This is a genomic window from Mesorhizobium sp. LSJC285A00 (assembly GCF_000503155.1).
Taxonomy (GTDB): domain Bacteria; phylum Pseudomonadota; class Alphaproteobacteria; order Rhizobiales; family Rhizobiaceae; genus Mesorhizobium.
The window spans coordinates 47,690-65,971 of record NZ_AYVK01000020.1 but is presented as its reverse complement, the minus strand read 5'-3'; the positions used below and the strand labels follow the sequence as shown (position 1 = coordinate 65,971).

15 protein-coding genes and 2 pseudogenes are annotated in these 18,282 nt (G+C 58.0%); 8 read left to right on the top strand and 9 right to left on the bottom strand.

Annotated elements, in window-relative coordinates; all coding sequences use genetic code 11:
* Positions 1-43: 43 nt before the first annotated feature.
* The 7 genes from X726_RS151800 to X726_RS151830 form a co-directional block, all read right to left on the bottom strand.
* Positions 44-718, bottom strand: a complete 675-nt coding sequence (locus X726_RS151800) for a GntR family transcriptional regulator (protein WP_023670602.1) — start codon at positions 716-718, stop codon at positions 44-46.
* Positions 719-889: 171 nt separating this feature from the next.
* Positions 890-2,179, bottom strand: coding sequence for an aspartate aminotransferase family protein (locus X726_RS151805; RefSeq protein WP_031215024.1), 1,290 nt, complete (start codon positions 2,177-2,179; stop codon positions 890-892).
* A 22-nt stretch (positions 2,180-2,201) separates the two neighbouring features.
* Entirely contained in the window at positions 2,202-2,576 is a 375-nt protein-coding gene (locus X726_RS151810) for a nuclear transport factor 2 family protein (RefSeq protein ID WP_023670600.1), read from the bottom strand.
* Between the two features lie 35 nt (positions 2,577-2,611).
* Positions 2,612-3,577, bottom strand: a complete 966-nt coding sequence (locus tag X726_RS151815; protein ID WP_023670599.1) for an agmatinase — start codon at positions 3,575-3,577, stop codon at positions 2,612-2,614.
* 60 nt (positions 3,578-3,637) lie between these two features.
* Positions 3,638-4,393 carry an ABC transporter ATP-binding protein gene (locus X726_RS151820; RefSeq protein ID WP_023670598.1) on the bottom strand — a complete coding sequence of 252 codons (756 nt, stop codon included), beginning with the start codon at positions 4,391-4,393 and terminating at the stop codon, positions 3,638-3,640.
* Between the two features lie 8 nt (positions 4,394-4,401).
* Positions 4,402-5,244, bottom strand: a complete 843-nt coding sequence (locus X726_RS151825) for an ABC transporter permease (protein WP_245272124.1) — start codon at positions 5,242-5,244, stop codon at positions 4,402-4,404.
* 37 nt (positions 5,245-5,281) lie between these two features.
* Complete coding sequence (locus X726_RS151830) at positions 5,282-6,370, bottom strand: ABC transporter substrate-binding protein (RefSeq protein ID WP_198037341.1); 1,089 nt, start codon at positions 6,368-6,370, stop codon at positions 5,282-5,284.
* A gap of 61 nt (positions 6,371-6,431) precedes the next feature.
* On the opposite strand from X726_RS151830, the gene X726_RS151835 reads away from it, so the two are divergent.
* Positions 6,432-7,364 (top strand): LysR family transcriptional regulator, encoded by a 933-nt coding sequence (locus tag X726_RS151835; RefSeq protein WP_023670595.1) that lies wholly within the window; start codon positions 6,432-6,434, stop codon positions 7,362-7,364.
* Positions 7,365-7,370: 6 nt separating this feature from the next.
* Here the strand turns inward: X726_RS151835 and argE are convergent, their stop codons facing one another.
* A complete protein-coding gene (gene argE, locus X726_RS151840) occupies positions 7,371-8,528 on the bottom strand; it encodes an acetylornithine deacetylase (RefSeq protein WP_023670594.1) in 1,158 nt (385 codons plus the stop codon).
* A gap of 339 nt (positions 8,529-8,867) precedes the next feature.
* On the opposite strand from argE, the gene X726_RS151845 reads away from it, so the two are divergent.
* The 7 genes and pseudogenes from X726_RS151845 (at position 8,868) to X726_RS151870 (ending at position 16,999) form a co-directional block, all read left to right on the top strand.
* Positions 8,868-9,551, top strand: a complete 684-nt coding sequence (locus tag X726_RS151845) for an ABC transporter permease subunit (protein WP_050588546.1) — start codon at positions 8,868-8,870, stop codon at positions 9,549-9,551.
* The gene (locus tag X726_RS151850; protein ID WP_023670591.1) at positions 9,548-10,234 is read left to right on the top strand and encodes an ABC transporter permease subunit; all 687 of its coding nucleotides are present in this window, start codon (positions 9,548-9,550) and stop codon (positions 10,232-10,234) included. Before X726_RS151845 ends, X726_RS151850 begins: the two co-directional genes overlap by 4 nt.
* Before the next feature lie 73 nt (positions 10,235-10,307).
* The gene (locus tag X726_RS151855) at positions 10,308-11,090 is read left to right on the top strand and encodes a transporter substrate-binding domain-containing protein (protein WP_023670590.1); all 783 of its coding nucleotides are present in this window, start codon (positions 10,308-10,310) and stop codon (positions 11,088-11,090) included.
* 17 nt (positions 11,091-11,107) lie between these two features.
* The gene (locus X726_RS151860; RefSeq protein WP_023670589.1) at positions 11,108-11,866 is read left to right on the top strand and encodes an amino acid ABC transporter ATP-binding protein; all 759 of its coding nucleotides are present in this window, start codon (positions 11,108-11,110) and stop codon (positions 11,864-11,866) included.
* Between the two features lie 433 nt (positions 11,867-12,299).
* A pseudogene (locus tag X726_RS01000000167040) lies at positions 12,300-13,776 on the top strand (NAD-dependent succinate-semialdehyde dehydrogenase).
* A 378-nt stretch (positions 13,777-14,154) separates the two neighbouring features.
* Entirely contained in the window at positions 14,155-15,669 is a 1,515-nt protein-coding gene (locus tag X726_RS151865) for an aldehyde dehydrogenase family protein (RefSeq protein ID WP_023670588.1), read from the top strand.
* A 40-nt stretch (positions 15,670-15,709) separates the two neighbouring features.
* The gene (locus tag X726_RS151870) at positions 15,710-16,999 is read left to right on the top strand and encodes an aminotransferase class I/II-fold pyridoxal phosphate-dependent enzyme (RefSeq protein ID WP_023670587.1); all 1,290 of its coding nucleotides are present in this window, start codon (positions 15,710-15,712) and stop codon (positions 16,997-16,999) included.
* Positions 17,000-18,108: 1,109 nt separating this feature from the next.
* Here the strand turns inward: X726_RS151870 and X726_RS1000000169075 are convergent.
* Positions 18,109-18,252, bottom strand: a pseudogene (locus tag X726_RS1000000169075) (glutathione-dependent formaldehyde dehydrogenase); the annotation flags it as partial.
* Positions 18,253-18,282: the final 30 nt, after the last annotated feature.

Sequence of the window (18,282 nt, the reverse complement as noted above, 5' to 3'; positions counted from 1 at the left end):
ATTTGGTGCTGAGCTCGTGATGCTGCCGTGCGGCCGCGTTGAACTATTTCGTGGAAGCAAAGGCGTCCAGTGATGTCATTATGTGCTCAGCGAGCGCTGCGGCGGCCTTGTCTGGATCGCCGCTTTCTATCGCTTGCACGAGAGGCTCATGCTCCTGCGCCACGTCCATGAGGCTCTTGTAACCTGCATTGTCGATCGTAAGCGCGAGGCGAAGATGGTCGAACAGAAGCCCGGCGACCTTTTCGATGTACGGGTTCTTGGCCATCCGCCAGAGAGCTTCGTGGAATTCAAGTTCTGCGTCGACCAAGCCAGGCAAATCGCCATTCTTCGCAAAATTCGACATCGTTTTGATGAGCTTGCGCAGCTTCTTGACGTCTTCGGCGGTATGGCGCTCGGCCACCGCCCTGATCGCCAACGCCTCGATGGCATTCCTCACGACATACAATTCGCGGATTTTTTCCGCACTCATCTGGATAACCGAGGTGCCGTAATGGGTGCGGCTCTCAAGAAGTCCGGCTTCGGTCAGACGGTTGACGGCTTCGCGGATCGGCGCGCGGCTGATGCCGAGAGATTTGGCGATGGTCGCTTCGACGATGCGCTCCCCCTGGGCGATCTGTCCTGAAAGAAGTTTGGCGCGGAGGTCGAAGTACACCTGATCGGCAACCGAATTACGCTGGATCACCAAACCGTTGGTTTCATCTTGTTTCACGACACCCATGGTGGGCCTCTCTTCATGGTTGGCGCAGCCTACCGGATTCGGTCCAGCATCAGCGCAGGCAACTTAGCGGAACTTGCGGAAAAAGAATACGAAACCGTGCAACAGTACGGGTTCGCTCCGTTTTCCAGTGTGGAGAACCTCCCCGGCTCTTCGCCAGGGAGGGTGGACGGATTACGCGGCAGACTTCACAGACTTGCGCAGTGAAGAGCCAGCGCGGTCGAGAGTATCAACGATCTGGTCTGCCTCCGCTTCGGTAAGCACCAGTGGAGGAAAGAACTTCAGACCGGGCGGATCGATCTCCGCGACGCTGTGGCATAAAACGCCATCGGCGAGAATTTTCCTGTAGAGTTCACGCCCCAGATCCCGGTTGGCAACTTGAACCGAGACGGCGAGCCCGAAGGATGTAACGCCCTTGAGAACGTCGGAGTGTTTCGAGCAGAGCGCTTGGAAGGCGTTGTGGAGGTACGCTCCAACTTTGCGGACGTTCTCCAACAAAGCCGGACTGGAGGCGACGTCAAGCACCTTCGCCGCGACAACACAGCTGATCTCGTTGCCGCCGAGGCTGGAGATATACGCGAACCGATGCTGATTCATGCAGTGCTCGTAGATCTCCGCCCGCATCAATACGGCACTCGCTGGGTACAGGCCGCCCGACAAGCCCTTCCCGGTGATCATCATGTCCAGATCGATGTCATACTGCTCCGAAGCCCACAGTGTCCCCGATCGACCCAGACCTGCGCGTGTTTCGTCCACGATGAACAGGACCCCGCGCTCTTTGCAAAGGCGGGAAGCCTGGGTGAAGAAGTCGTTGGAAGCCGCCTCGAAGGTCTCGTAGTCCATCGGCTCGATGATGAAGGCCGCGATCTCGGAGGTAAGAAGACGGTCGAGTTCCTCGAGATCGCCGAACCGCTCGAGAAAGTTCGAGTGCGAAGGGAGATTATAGTGGTCGATGATCCCTTCTTCGGGCGAGCCCGTGACGATAGCCGCAAATCCTGTATGGCCGTGATATCCATGCCTGTAGGCAAGCATCTTCTGGCGCTTGGTGACGCGGAACGCGAACATTGTCGCCAGATCAACTGAAAGAGTGGAGCAAAGAGTAATCACGCTCCGATTCAGATGGGCCTTGGGCGCGAGCGCCGCCAGCTTGTCCTGGAGTTCCAAATATTTGGCATTGGGTACCGACCAAAGTCCGGTGTCCCGGCCGTCGTCGAGCGCCTGCCGCAGCACAGCCAAGATCTCCGGATGGCGATGTCCCAACGCGTGCACGCCGCCACCGGTGCCGCAGTCGATCAGGCGCCGCTTGCCCTCGATGTCCCACATGTAAACGCCTTCGCGTTTGCCGATGACGAACTCAGCGCCTTTCGCCTTCTGCCGCTCAGCATTTGACCGCCAGGATCGCTCGATGAAGGCGTCGAAAATTTCGGCACTTGTGTGAAGTGCCTTCTGGTTTTCGGTTGTCATTTTTACGATTCCATTCTCGCAGTCACTGCGCATCCAAAGCGAAGTGCCAAACCTTCGAGACGATCTTCCATCCGCCGGCGGTTTTGGCGCAGGTCAGTTCGTCCACGAAGTTCTTCGGAATGAAAATCTCCTTGACCCGAAGATGGGCTGTCGTGGGGCTGGCGATCTCGATCGAAACGACCTCGTCTCTCCTTGGATCGTTGCGGGAAGCCGGTGAAACACGGCCCCGCACGATCTCGAGGTACTTGTCGACCACCATGATTACGGGTTCAGCTTCCGTGAAGCAGTAGAGCATCGCCGCGGGATGAAACACCTCAGCGAAGAGGTCCGCCTTCCCGAAATACAGCGCGTCGAAATACTTGTTTGCGAGCTCGCGCAACGCGGCTTGGCCTGACATGATGTCCTCCCTTAGGTTTGTTCTGTTCCGGCCGATCAAGCCTGTTTCGTAGTGCGGTTCTGGTGGGCTACCGCCGCCAGGCACGTGAGCTCGAACATCAGGTTCGCGGCGTTGATGCAGGTGATCCCGGTCGGATCGAGCGATGGCACGACCTCGCAGATGTCACCGCCGATCAAATCGATGCCATTGAGCGACCGCAGGATCATTTGGGCATCCCGCATCACGATGCCGCCTGGTTCTGGGACACCCGTGCCGGGTGCGTCCTTCGGGTCCAGGCCGTCGATGTCGATCGAGAAGTAAGTCCGGCCGGCGCCGATTACGCGTTTGATCTCCTCGATGACCGCTGCGCGGCCCATCGTCTCGAACTCGTCCATCGTGATCATTCGGATGCCGACCTGACCGCCATAGACGATGTCGTCGTCGCCATAGCGGGTGCCCCTCAGACCGACCTGGACGATCCGCTTGGGATCGAGGAGGCCTTCTTCCACGGCACGGCGCACGAAGGTGGCGTGGTTGTACTTCGTGCCCATGAACTCATCGAAGGTATCGGAATGCGAGTCGATCTGGATCAGGCCAACCGGGCCGTCCTTCGCGATCGCCCTGAGAATTGGAAGCGGGACCGTGTGGTCTCCGCCCACTGAGATGGGAACGGCCCCGGCTTCGTGGACGCTTTTGAAGAAATCCTCGATGCGCTCGACGCTCTTCTCGACGCTGAGGGGATGGGTCGGCGCGTCGCCGATATCGGCGATGTTTGCTATGCGGTATGGCGCGACGCCGGTGGTCGGGTTGACCTGTCGGATCAGGCGGGAGGCTTCGCGAACGCCCGCCGGTCCCTGTCTCGCACCGGACCGGTACGTCGCACCGAGATCCAGTGGAACGCCGACCAGAGCGATGTCGATAGAGGACGAAATCTCGGATCGTGCGGCGCGCATGAACGTCGCGATCTCGGCGTATCTGGGGGTAATAGATGAATCCATTGGATTGAATTCGTTGTTCGACATTTCATTCCTTTCTTGTCGACCACTGCGGTCTAATGGCTGCGAAATTCGGGACAGGCCTCTTCAATGCCTCAACAGGTGGAGCATGTGCTTGCGGTAGCGGGTGAATTCCTCGCTCGCGACGACGTCGGCGACGCGCGGCCTCGGCACTTCGATCCTGAAGTCTTCGATGATCCTGCCGGGGCGTGCGCTCATGACCAGCACGCGATCCGCGAGGTAGACGGCTTCCTCGATATCATGCGTCACGAAGATCACGGTGGTCCGCTTGCGAGACCAGACGTCGAGCAGCAGTTCCTGCATCCGCGAGCGCGTCTGAGCGTCGAGCGCGCCGAACGGCTCATCCATCAACAAAACGCTAGGTTCCATCGCCAGGGCGCGGGCGATCGCCACGCGTTGCTTCATGCCGCCCGACAGGACTTTCGGAAACTGGTCGGCATATTCCTTGAGGCCCACGATCTCAATGAGTTCATTGGCGATTTGGGAGACCTTGACCTTCGGCCAGCGGTTCAGTTTGGGGCCGAACTCGATGTTCTGCCTCACTGTAAGCCATGGATAGAGCGAATAGTTCTGGAAGACCATTCCGCGATCAGGTCCTGGTCGGGCAACCGATCGTCCATCGACCTTGATGGACCCGGTCGAAGCTCCCACCAGCCCGCCCATGACATTGAGCAAAGTGGATTTTCCGCATCCGGATGGCCCGAGAAGGCAGACGAACTCGCCTTGCTCGATTTCCAGATGGGTATTCGTCAGCGCTATCTGCGGAGCTTCCCGATGCCGGGCGAATTCCACGCTGACGTTGTTGACAAGAACGCGTGTCATGGTGGTCCTCAGTACATGTAGGGGAAGAACTTGCGGTGCGCATAGCGGAATGCGAGGTCGGTCAAGACCCCCAGAATGCCGACGGCCACGATGCCGGCGATGACCTGGTCCGTCAGAAGAAAACGCTGGGATTGCAGGATGGCGATCCCCATTCCCTTGTCTGCTCCGACGAGCTCTGCGACGATGACATAGGTCCAGGCGATGCCCGCCGTAATGCGGAGCGCGTCCACAGTTGCCGGGATGCAGGCTGGCAGCAGAACCTTGAAGAACACCTGTCGCGAGCTCGCTCCAAGCGAGTAGGCACTGTTCATCAGGTCACTGGAAACGCCTTCCGAAATGCTGGCGATGAACAGGACTAGCGGGAAGAACGTGCCCATGAAGACGATCGAGATTTTCTGCGATTCGTTGATCCCGAGCCAGATAATCATCAGCGGCACGAAGGCGGTTGCAGGCAGATAGCGCGCGGTGCTGAGCAACGGCTCGAGAAGGGAACGGAAGAACGGGAAGTTCCCGATGAGGATGCCGATCGGCACAGCCACTGCTGCAGCGAGAAGGAACCCGCCGAATACACGGTAAGCGCTCGCCCAGACATCCGCCAAATAGCCGCCGTTTACGACCATGGTGGCCAGACGACTGGCGACTGCGATGGGGCTGGGAAGGAAGAAGGGTTGAATACAACCGGCCTCGGTGACAAGCAACCACAGCAGAAAAAAGGCCAGTACGCCGACGACGGAAATCGTCATCCGCTCGCTTGCAGGCAGGATTGCCCTGGGTCTCAAATATGTCTGGACCTTGATCAGGAAGCTTGGGCGTCTCCGAGAGACGCCCGCCGTTTTGAGTTCGCTGTTCATTGGAAGCACTTGCAAAGTCCGCATGGTCCCACCAGGCTCACTTTGCCAGTTCGCCGGCCATGCCGACGACCTTTGCCGCGTCCGGCGTCGAGCGCAGCACGCCGATCTTGTGATAGAATTCACCGGCCTGCGACACGAGTGCAAAGGCCGGGCTGCGATCACCGGAGAAGAACGCCGCGTTGTCCTGTTTGCTAAAGAAGCGAACGTCCTTCAGCGTCCCCTCGAGTGTCTCGGTGCTCATCTTCAGATTGCGAGCGATGATCTCATGCGCTTCCGCCGGGTTCTTTCCCATGAAAGCAATGCCTTCGAAGTAGGCGCCGACGAAAGCCTTCATCTCCGTCTTGTGCTCGTTGGCATAGTCTGGCTTCGCGGCGAGCGCATCGACGATTAGGCCGGGCATCGAGCTGGTGTCGGCCAGAATTTTGCCGAACTTGGTGGCTGCGGCTTTGGAAAGCCAGGGTTGCCACGTCACGGCTGCATCGACGCTACCGGCAACGAAGGCTGCGCCGGCGTCACCGGACTTCATGTCGATGATTTGGACGTCTTCGAGCGTCAATCCGGCCTTGTCGAGGGCCTGCGCCAGAAGGAACTGGGAGACCGAGCCTTTCTGAACACCGACGGATTTTCCCTTCAGGTCCGCGACGGTAGCGATCTCTTTCTTCGCCACGATTCCGTCGCCGCCGGCCGACTCGTCAAGCGCGGTCAGCACCTTCAGGTCGGCTCCATTTCCCGAAAACAGCGCGAAGTTGTCCATCGTCGAGGCGACGATGTTGATCTGACCGCCCTGCATTGCGGCGATGGCGTCGGATGATGCCTCGATGATCTGCAGGTTTACGTCAAGTCCTGCCTTTTCGAAGAAGCCCTTTTCCTTGGCGATGTAGAGCGCGCCGTAACCGATCCAGGTCGAGTGCGCGACCGAAATTTTTTCCGCCGCATCAGCGGCGTTCCAGCTTGCAGACAGGGCGATTACGCCCGCGAGAGCGAGTCCCTTAAGCAGTTTCATTAACGTTCCCCATCGTTGTTTTTTGACGACTGTCTTCTGTCGACAATATTTCGTCTCACATAAGTCCGATCTAGTCAATGCGAAATGGTCCTCTCGCGATAACTGTGATTTATGGGCTGGCATCACCCCATGAAGTCGTGCGGGACTATCCTGAAACGGCGGAGGCACGGTGGAAAGGCGGAATATGCGCGTAGAAATCCCACCCCTGGACAAGGTCGATATCCGGCTCCTTCGGGTCTTTAAGGCGGTGACCGAATGCAACGGTTTCGCGGCCGCAGAGGAAACGCTAGGTCTGGGTCGATCAACGATCTCAATCCACATAGCAGACTTGGAGACGCGCTTTGGCCTGAAGCTTTGTGTTCGCGGTCCTAGCGGGTTCTCGCTGACGCCACAGGGACAGGTTGTGTATGAGGCCACCCTGCGGCTCTTTAGCGAGATCAACAGTTTCAGAACAACGGTTGCCGGCTCCAAGGGGCAACTCATGGGCGAACTGACGATATGGCAGATGGAGAACATCGCCAGCGATCGGCTGAACCCCTTGGTTGGTGCGCTTCGGCGATTTCGAGAGCGTTCGAATGGCGTTGAGATAACCATGAATGTTGTGCCGTCCAACGATGTCGAGCGGGGTGTCTATGACGGTCGTTGCGATCTTGGTCTTACCGGAAGCCGAAGCCCGCTGAATGGCTTGAAGTATGAGCAGGCCTACTCCGAAAGAATATCGCTTTACTGTGGTTCGAAGCATCCACTTTTCGATCGTTCGGCAAGTGCGCTTAGCGATGATGACCTTCGTCAAGTCGATTTCGTCCGGCGAGGGTTTGTAACGCGGCAACAGGAAATGGTTGAAACCAATTGGAACTCAACCGTCGTTTCGATGCACGTCGAAGCGACCCTCGAATTCATCTTGACGGGTCTCCATATCGGCTATCTTCCGGATCAGTACTCTGCGGCATGGGTTGACCTGGGCATACTGCGAAAGATCAATCCGGAACGATTCAGCGTGGATTGGCCGGTGTACATCGTGTCTCGGGAGAGCAACGCTCCCTCCGTCCTCGTCTCGACGTTTCGAGATGATCTCCTCAGCGAGTCGCGGCACCTGGCAAACCAGGAGGCGAATTGAACCACGTCAGAAGAGGGTTTTGGCGATCAGCGCCAGCACTCTTTCTCCCTCCCTGAATTGCTCCTTGTCGATAAACTCGTCGACCTGATGAGCCTGTGATATGCTCCCTGGCCCAAAGACCACTGTGGAAAGCCCCGCGGCCTGGAAGAAGCCGGCCTCGGTTGCATATGACACGCCCTTCACATCCGGCGAGGAACTGAAGCGGCTGACGAGCTGTTCCGCAACACTGGAGGCCTCTCTGACAAGTGGCGGAATATCGAAACGCTCCGTGATCTTGATCTCACAACCGGGAGCAGTCGCGCACAGCCCAGGAAGCACAACATCGCGCGCAAGGTTTGAAATCCGGGCAAGGATAGTTGCAGCCTGGCCCTGCTCCACTGTTCGGGCCTCCATCTGGAAGCTGCACCGCGCTGGGATGACGTTTCCAGCGGTGCCTCCTTCGATGACTCCGACAGTGACAGTGGGATGCGGCACGTCGTAGAGCTCGGCATTCGGTGACGGCTGCTTCTCAAGCTCCCTGGCAATCTCCTCCACCTCGCAAACCAGGCGGGCGGCCGCGTGAATGGCATTCGCGCCCAGATGCGGAAGACTTGAGTGGGCCGCCTTGCCGAGAACCTCGATCGTCCAATCGAGCGCGCCTTTGTGCGCGCCTACAACCTGCATTTCGGTGGGTTCGCCGACGAGGACCGCGAGAGGCTTCGGAACCGACTTGGCGATATGGCGCACGATCGGTTTTACACCTTCACAGGAGATTTCTTCGTCATAAGAAAACGCAAGGTGGAGCGGCTTGGTGAGCTCGGCAATGGGAATGGTCGCGGCAAGCGAGAGGGCAAGGGCGAGGAAGCCTTTCATGTCCACCGCACCACGCCCGTAGAGGCGTTTATCCGCCTGCCGCAACGCGAATGGGTCGGAAGTCCAGGACCGGTTCCCTGCGGGAACAACGTCCATATGGCCAGACAGGACAATCCCGCCCGGAACCATTGGTCCAAACGTCATGAGCAGGCTGGTTCGGGTGCCGTCGGGCGAGGGGAACCTTTGGATGGCTGCCCCCAGGGATTTGGCGAACGTTTCGACATAGTCCGCGATGTCGTGGTTGGATTGACCCGATAGCGACTTAAATCCCACCAGCTTGGATAGGATCTCGATAGCGTCTGTGGAGGGCATCCTTCATTCGACCTTTGGTTCCAGTGGCTGCGACGGCGACTTAGCCCGAAGGATGAAGCCGCCGCCGCGTCCGCCGGCAAATGGGAGGATGCCGTTGGCCGCCGCGCCAACATTGTGCATTCCGCGGAGTATGAGAGGTGAGCCAGGGCAAGCCGATATGTCCTTGCAATACATCCAACCGCCGAGACGAACGTTTCCCAGACTTGGGCTCCCAGTAGACCCCAATCGGACGGCACATGATGTCAAACTTTCAAACAAGGGTTTGAGAGCCATATTGTCGACAGTGGACAATAGGTTCGCCATGCTAGATATCGGCGATGTGTGAGATGAGGTTTCAGATTGGACTGGGCTGGACAGATCGCGTCGGCGACGGTTTTGACCGTTGGGCTGGCACTTGCGACGCTTCCGGTAGGGCTCTTGCTTGGATTGGTGCTGGCCTTGGCATCAAGGTCGGAAAGTCTTTGCCTGCGGTCCGTTGCGGCGGTCTACTCAACAGTCTTCCGCGGCTTGCCGGAGCTTCTGACGCTGATCGTGATCTACTATGGAGCGCAGGAACTGCTCAATCAGTTCGCAGACGAAATCGGGATTGACGGCTTTGGCGAGATCAGCCCGTTTGCAGCGGGCGTATTCTCCCTGGCTCTCGTTTTCGGAGCCTTCTCCGCGGAAGTCTTCCGGTCTGCGCTGAACTCCATCGCCAGCGGCCAGGCCGAGGCCGCGCAGGTGATCGGCCTTAATCGCTTTCAGACATTCAAGGATGTCATCGCACCTCAGATGCTGCGGGCGGCGATGCCTGGCCTGTCGAATACGTGGATTGTATTGTTGAAAGATACGTCATTGGTCTCGATCATCGCGCTCAATGACCTCATGCGGACGACCAGCCTGGCGGTATCGAGCACCAAGCAACCGTTCGCGTTCTACGGGGCCGCCTGCATCATCTATCTCCTGTTGACCACGGTCTCGGAACGCACCGCAGGTGTACTCGAGGCACGGTTCTCTCGCGGATATGCCAGGAGCGCGTCTTGAATTTGTTCCTGCCCGATTTTGCCCCTCAGCTTCTGGCCGGTTTTGCCGTCACCCTGAAGATCGTGGCCGTGTCCGCCTTTCTGGGGTTCCTTGCGGCGATTCCGCTGACGATGGCGCTTCTCAGTGGTCGTGCATCCATCCGTCTCATAGCCAGTTCATACCTGCTCTTCTTCCGCGGTACGCCGCTGCTCGCACAGCTTTTCCTGGTCTACTATGGAAGCGGCCAGTTCCGCACAGCCCTGGACCATGTCGGCCTCTGGTGGCTCTTCGCAGACCCCTTCTTCTGCACGATCTTGACGTTTTCGCTGAACACCGCAGCCTATCAAGCCCAGATTTACCGCGGCGCCATCAACTTGGTCGCGCGCGGGCAAACCGAAGCGGCGCAGACCCTCGGTTTGTCCCCCTACAACACGTTTGTCGACATCTTGATTCCGCAAGCGATGGTCGTCGCGGTGAGACCGCTCGGCAATGAACTCGTTCTTCTTGTAAAGGCGAGCGCCGTCGCCTCCATCGTCGCCGTCTATGACCTGATGGGTTCCGCCAGATTGGTCTATGCGCGGAGCTTTGAACTAAGCCCATATCTTTGGGCGGGGCTTATCTACATCTGCTGCGTTGAGGTGCTCAGGTTGAGCTGGAATGTCCTCGATCGCCGGTTTCGGCGGCATCTGCCGAACAGCCATTGACAGATATCTTCGCATCGATAGATTGCCGACTGTCGACAATGAAATTCAAACGATACCCCTCTGGGAGGAACCAATGAATTGGAAGCGTCTTACGACGGCAGCCGTCTTTGCGGCTGTATGTTCGGTCAACTCGGCTTACGCACAGCAAGACGTGAAAATCGGAACGGAGGGTGCCTTTCCTCCCTTCAATTTTGTCGACGCGAATGGCCAGCCGCAAGGGTTCGAAGTCGATCTCGGTTATGCGATCTGCAAGGCGGCCAAGCTCAATTGCACATTTACCGCCATCGCGTTCGACGGTCTTATTCCTGCACTCAAGGCAAAGAAGATCGATGCGATCATCGCCTCGATGAACATCACCGACGAACGCAAGAAAGTCATCACGTTCGTCGGGCCCTATTACGTCGATCCGCCTCGCTTCGTTGGCAAATCTGGATCGTCTGCCGATGTCACCCCGGCGGGGCTTAAGGGCAGAACCATCGGTGTAGCGTCGGGAACGATCAGCGAGAGTTACGTTCGCGACGTTGCAGGGACAACAGCAAAAATCACGAGCTATCCGAGCCTGGACAATGCTCTTCTTGACTTGTCGGCCGACCGCGTCGAACTCGTCCTTGATAACGCGATCGCCCTCTCCGAGGGATTTTTGAAGAAGCCTGAAGGAAAGGAGTTTGAGTTTATCGGACCGGCGCTGTCGGACACCAAGCATTTCGGCATCGGCCCAGGCATTGGAATTCGCCAGAACGATAAGGCTACGGCATCCGCGCTTGCTTCAGGCCTGAAGGCGGTACAGGACTCCGGCGAGTTCAAAACACTGAGCCAGAAGTATTTTGGCATGGATATCTCTCCGAAGAAGCCATGAGCATTCGGAGCACGAGCATGGATTCCGAACGACACACAACCAATCCGGCGATCGATGTCGCCGGAGTGTCCAAGCGATTTGGCCAACACCCGGTTTTGACCGCAATCACCTTGCAGATGCCGGCCGGAAAACGGTTCGTCGTCTGCGGTCCGTCGGGATCGGGCAAGTCGACCCTTGTACGCTGCATCGTCGGTCTTGAGCGAAGATCCGCAGGCTCAATCAGGGTGGCCGGTCATGATCTCGATCCCGATTGTGCGAACGCAAGGCAACTCGCCGGCGACGTCGGAATGGTCTTCCAGCAATTCAATCTTTTCCCGCATCTGACCGTCATGGAAAACCTCATCCTGGCCCCGCGGCGCGTAAAGAAGATGACACGGGCTGCTGCGGAGGAAATTGCCATGGCGCAGCTGAGAAAGGTGCGCGTGGAGCAACTGAAGGACAAGTATCCGTCTCAGCTATCAGGAGGTCAGCAGCAACGCGTGGCAATCGCCCGTGCTTTGACGATGCAGCCCGCTGTCATGCTCTTCGACGAGCCGACCTCGGCGCTCGATCCGGAACTGGTGAACGAAGTGCTCGACGTCATGCTGGGTCTTGCCGACGAAGGGATGTCGATGATGATCGTCACGCATGAGATGCGGTTTGCGAGGCAGATCGCCGACCGGATCGTCTTCATGGATATGGGGGAGATCGTCGAGCTTACGCCGCCCGACTGCTTCTTCAACGCGTCTCAAAATTCCAGAGTGCGTTCTTTTGTGGAAGCCACGACAAGGGGATAGCCGCTGTACCTTCATGGTTGCCAATAAAAACCCAAATAGAATGGAACTCGTGACTGAACCCGATTCGGTCGTTGCTCGCACCAATAATTCATACGCATCCAGAGCTGCTTTGCGACATTCCCCGAGAAGGCGGGTTTCATCGCGCGTCATCTCCGTTTTTGGCATCGATTGGATCGCAGCTGGGATCGGTGGGACGTGCTCGTTGCGATCTGGCGGTGAGCCGAAAGCGATCTGGACCGTCTGCTGAAAACAGCCTGCGGTGTCGCCGAAGGTGAGCGTCAAGCCGCCGGCCAAGTGTGGGCTGGTAGCGAATGACGCCGCGGCGCCCGGCAGTCACTCTGCGACGTCACAATGCCGCCCTCGGCCGATGGAGCGAGCACGGCCAAAGCCAGGACCAGTCCCAGGCAAAGCCACCGGCATTATGAGGAGTTACATGACCAATTCCGACCTTGCATCCAAATTGAAAGACGACACTCTCCTGGTCAACAAGGCGCTTGTGGGCGGGCGCTGGGTGGGTGCCAGGGAAGGATCCGTCTTCGCCGTGACCGACCCCGCCACCGGCGAACACATACTGCCAGTCCCAGATATGGGCGAACTGGAGCTCCGGGAGGCAATCGATGCCGCGCACGAAGCACAGAAGAAGTGGGCGAAGCTGACCGGAAAGGAGCGAGCATCATACCTTCGAAAGCTGTATGATCTCGTCGTTCAAAATGTCGAAGATCTTGCGATCATTCTGACCCCGGAAATGGGCAAGCCCCTGCAAGAAGCCCGGACCGAAATTCTCTATGGGGCGTCCTACATCGAATGGTTCGCCGAGGAAGCAAAACGGATTTACGGCGATGTCATTCCCGGCCATCAGGCTGACAAGCGCATTTTCGTGCTGAAGAGTCCGGTTGGTGTGGTTGGAGCAATTACGCCCTGGAACTTTCCAAGCGCGATGCTCGCCCGGAAACTTGCGCCCGCTTTGGCGGTGGGATGTTCGGTGGTCGCCAAGCCGGCCGCGGCAGACACCATTGTCGGCGCTCGCCCTTGGGGTACTTGCGGAGAGGGCCGGTATCCCGGCGGGCGTGCTGAACATCGTCACATCCACCAACGCAGCAATGGTTGGTTCGGTGCTCTGCGCAAGCGACAAAGTTCGAAAGATCTCGTTTACAGGCTCGACGAATGTCGGACGGATCCTGATGAGGCAAGGTGCGGACCAGATCAAGAAGCTCAGCCTTGAGCTTGGCGGCAATGCACCGTTCATCGTTTTCAACGACGCCGATATCGACGCGGCCGTGGAAGGGGCGGTCGTTGCCAAATTCCGCAATGCGGGCCAGACCTGCGTCTGCGCAAACCGCATCTATGTGCAGTCGGGAGTCTACGAGGAGTTTGCGTCGAAACTCGCAGGCCGGGTGCGCAACCTGAAGGTCGGCAATGGCTTTGCTGAAGGGGCACAGATCGGCCCTCTGATCGATGAAAATGCAGTCAACAAGGTCAATGAGCATCTGCAGGATGCGCTGTCGCACGGCGCGCATATAGCGACAGGCGGGACAAGCGGTGAACAGGGCAAACAGTTTTTCTCGCCGACCGTACTCCTCGGTGTCACCTCCAAGATGAAGGTTGCGGCGGACGAAACCTTTGGTCCCCTTGCTCCGCTGTTCTCCTTCGAGACAGAGGAGGAGGTCGTGGCGATGGCAAACAAGACCGAGTTCGGTCTTGCCGGCTATTTCTACTCGCGAGATGTCGCTCGTATATTCCGCGTTGCCGAGGATCTTGAAACTGGGATGGTGGGTATCAACACAGGTCTGATCTCGACCGAGATCGCTCCGTTTGGCGGCGTGAAGCAATCGGGGATGGGACGGGAGGGCTCGAAATACGGAGCCGACGACTACATCAACATCAAATACATCTGCTTGAGTATTTCGTAGCCGATGATCGAGGCCTGGTAAGCGTGGCGGAATGGGTGCCATTTGCGGGAGTGTCCTCAATTCGGCTCTCGTCGCGGCAATGGCCATCGTGAAGGCTTTGACGTTCGCAATCATCAAACCTTGGTTTGGTGCAACATAATTTCGAATTTCCCCCGGTGATCTAAACAAGGCCAGGTGAGTCTCGGCCTCTCCTGCGCAGCGATGCGGCGAAGCCGGGCTTCCCGTAGACCAAAAGCTCAGGACGGGACGAGGGGGTGCTCGATCGGCTTCCAGCCGAACCGCCACCTTGGGTGATTTCGGCGCCTCGAATCTTTGAGGATCACCATAGCCGGCAGGCGCTCTTCGATGCGTCACCGATGGAGGTAAGAGAGCAGAAGCATGAACCAGGACATTGGCAGCTACTTCAATCGGTTCTCCGTCCCGTCCGAAGTCATTTCCTTCGTCTGCCGTCCGATAGGCCATTTCATCGACGGCAAGGAAGTTGATTCAGCCGCCGAAGTCATCGATGTCATCGAACCGTTCACTCGTCAAAGATTGACGGGAATGGCAAGCGGAAATGCTGAAGTTGTCGATCGCGCGGTGCGTTCGTCCCGCAAGGCTCTCAACGGCCATTGGGGCAGAATGCCGGCGCTGGAACGACAGAAGCTTATCCTGCGATTGGCTGAAGCGATCGACGCCGACGCAGATTTCCTGGCCCATCTGGAAACCATCGACGTTGGGAAAGCGATTTCCGACGCGAGGTCGATCGACGTTTTCGGCTCGATCGCAAATTTCGACTATTTTGCAGGCTGGACAAGCAAGCTGGATGGCAGGACAGCGAGCGCAGTCTCCCTACCTGGCGAGACGCTGACCTACACCATCAAGGAGCCGGTCGGGGTTGTGGCGGCAATCATCCCGTGGAATTTCCCACTGCAGATCCTCTCGTGGAAACTTGCGGCCGCGCTTGCTTGCGGATGCACGGTCGTCTGCAAACCGTCGGAGCTCACGCCTCTCTCGGCAATGAGGGTCGCCCAACTCGCGACCAAGGTTGGTTTTCCTGATGGCGTTATCAACGTCGTAAATGGCTTTGGGCATATCATCGGCCAGGCGTTGGCCGCCCACCCGGGTATCGACAAACTTTCGTTTACAGGTTCGACAGCCGTGGGAACGGCGGTTGGGAAAACCGCGCTCGATACGATGAAGCGCCTGACGCTTGAGCTCGGAGGTAAATCGCCTGTGATCGTGACGAGGCAGGCGAACCTGGATAACGCAGCGAACGCAATTTTGTCAGGAATATTCATGAATTCCGGCCAGGTCTGCGACGCGGGATCGCGCGTCTATGCCCATGCCAGCGTCCACGACGAATTGGTCGAGAAGCTGAAGGATGGTGCAGAGAGTTTGGTAATTGGTTCTGGTTTGGATCCGACCTCCAGGATCACCCCACTCGTCTCGGCGGCGCATCGGGGCCGCGTCCTGGAGCATATCAGGAGCGCACATTTGGAAGGCGCATTACTCGTTACAGGCGAAGGGCCAGGCGGAACGGGTCGCGAGGACGGCATTCTTCGTCCGACGATCTTCGCTGAATGCTCCGAAGGAATGGGAATTTTCCGCGAAGAAATCTTCGGCGCCGTTCTGGGCGTTGCACGATCTGAGACCCTTGATGAAGCGGTGGAAAGGGCCAATGCGAGCATCTACGGCCTGGCTGCCGCGGTCTATTCCGACAATGTCGACGAAACAGTGCAGCTGTCCCGGCGGCTCAAAGCCGGGAACATCTACATCAATGCAAATGGGCTGCTGGATCCCACAATGCCATTTGGTGACGTGGGAGCTTCGGGCTTCGGCAAGGACATGGGACCGGAACAACTCGACGGATTCCTGACAACAAAAAGCATCTACCTTCAACTCGGAAAGTGATGCGCAACATCTCACACAGCGCTTTCGGGAGGAGGCAACGATGGAAACATTGCGGCGAATTAACACTGATCAGGAGCTGCCACGGTTTTCGGAGCACACTCGGGCCATCGCCAGTGAAGGAGCGGCAGGCTGGGCGATCGCGGACTTGGCGGCGGATGCTGTAGATCGAAGAGAAGACGTCGTCAGCCTCTGCCTTGGGGATACCTCGTTCGACACGCCGACGAGGATATCCGAAGCTGCCATTCAAAGCATCCGAGGCGGTCGGACGCACTACGCTCCGGTTCCGGGCACGCCCGGCCTCCGTCGCAACATTGCGGCCGCGCAAAAGCGGTTCGATGGGTGTGATTGGAGTGCAGCTCAAGCCATTGTATTCGGTGGAGCACAAAATGCTCTTTTCGCCGCCCTGATGACCGTTGCCGGAGCTGGCGACGAGGTGCTTTGCCTTGAGCCTTGGTATGCCACATACGAAGCGGCAATACGCGCCGGTGGAGCAGTGGCCCGACCCGTCAAACTATCGCTGCAAAATGCGCGGCGGAAGGTGTCCGAGGATATTCTCCGTGCAGTGGTAGGAGATCGAACGCGGGCGATCTTGCTGAACTCCCCAAACAATCCCGGCGGATATGTGTTCGGCAAGCAGGATCTGGAAACCATTGCCACCTTTGCCGAGCGGCACAATCTATGGATCATCAGCGATGAGGTTTACCGCAGCACAGTCTTCGACGGCGAGTTCCTCTCAATAGCATCCATTCCCGGAATGAGAGAGCGGACGATAATTGTGAACAGCCTGTCGAAGTCTCATGCAATGNTCTCAATAGCATCCATTCCCGGAATGAGAGAGCGGACGATAATTGTGAACAGCCTGTCGAAGTCTCATGCAATGACCGGCTGGAGGCTGGGGTGGACGCTTGGGCCGGTCCCGGCATCAGGTCATTTGGAAAATCTTGCGCAATGCATGCTCTTCGGATCGCCGACCTTTATTCAGGATGCCGCAGCGGTGGCTCTCGATGAGGCGGGTGACGAGGAGATGCGGTTTTTCTCAAGCGAACTGAAGCGCAGACGCGATCTGATGTGCGCTAGCTTGTCCGAGATTCCCCAGCTGAAATTTGCGCGGCCGGGTGGCGGCATGTTCTGTTTCGTGGACGTCAGTGCGACGGGTTTACCCGGCACTGAGTTTGTCGAGCGTCTGTACTCCACGGAACGACTGGCAATCGTCCCGGGCATCGCGTTTGGGCCGGATATGAAAAACTTCATACGTATCTCGTTCTCGGGTGCCGACTCCGTGATCGAGAGCGGAATGGACCGGCTGAGACGATTTTGCGCGGGATTGTAGCAACGACGTGTCGAATTTGGTAACTGCTCGTACGCGAGCCGCTCGCCCCTGGTACTGGGCAAGCGATCTGCACCGGGCAAAAGGGGCAGGGGCTTGAGTACACAGGTTGCGGCGACGGCCAACTGTACGATCCGGAATTCGGGCCATGGGATGGATTCCTTGGTTTGGGAATGGGACTGCTCGCTCGCACCCTTGCCCTCGTCACGACAGTGCTAAGGCTGCGGCGGCAGTTAACGTTTCGACCTACTAGGCCTTCATACACGAGGAGCCATTGCGTCGCGCCGGTGGCCAGGAGGTTCGTGGACACGCCAAGCTGCGTGGGTAGTAAGATACTCGATGCCATCACTACGCGGGATTGACGGGTTGAGTGTTCCCGGACTGAAGTTTTTGGACAGGGTGGGTTGCCGAGCAACTCCCCATTGCGGCGCGAGACGATCCGATCGCCGCCAGCGACTTGGCAGATCAATTGATGAAAGCGGCCGAGAAGCGGCATCGTAGCGCCAGCTGGTTATGTACCATGAAAGCAGCAAAAAATGTGTTACGCGTTGTGATACCTATTGTGATATAAATCGGCTGTCGACGCTAGGAAAAACATAGTAAATACAATCGTGTAGAGCCGAAGCCGATCCAGCCAACGGTACCATCGAATTTCCCGCTAAAGTCTTGATTGCCGATCCCGGCGATCCACGGGAGATCAAGACCTGTATGGCGCTGTCGGCAGGGCAGGAAGACCCTGACTGCACACACACCGCGGTGCAGATACCCGCGCCGCATCTAAGGTTTCATCTTACTCCAGCGGTTCGTCGGTCGGCCGAGGCGTCGTGCCTGCCTGACGAGGACGGCCGGCATTGCGATTTGCAACGCGGCTGTCGAGCGGCGATCTGGACGCTTGCTGGGCGCCAGCGGTCTTGGGCGCCGTCGGCCTGGCACCGGAATCGCTGTCTTCAGCATCGCGAGGGGGATGTGGCAGGCCGGCGGCCTCAGGCGATCTGACCGAAGGTGTGGCGGCCGGGTTTGTCGATGCGGGTTTGTCCTTGGCCATTTTCAACTCTCGCCTTTTCAGCATGCAGACGGCCGGACAACAAAGTCGGGCCACTGGGGCAGAACGGTCAGCCGTGCGGGCGCATCACGACTTTGATGCAGCCGTCCTCCTTGTCGCGGAAGGTTTTGTAAAGCTCGGGCCCGGCCTCGAGGCCAGCCGGATGGGTGATCACGAATGACGGGTCGATATCGCCGTTCTGAACCTTCTGCAGCGATGTCGCGTTCATCCTGGATCGTCGGAT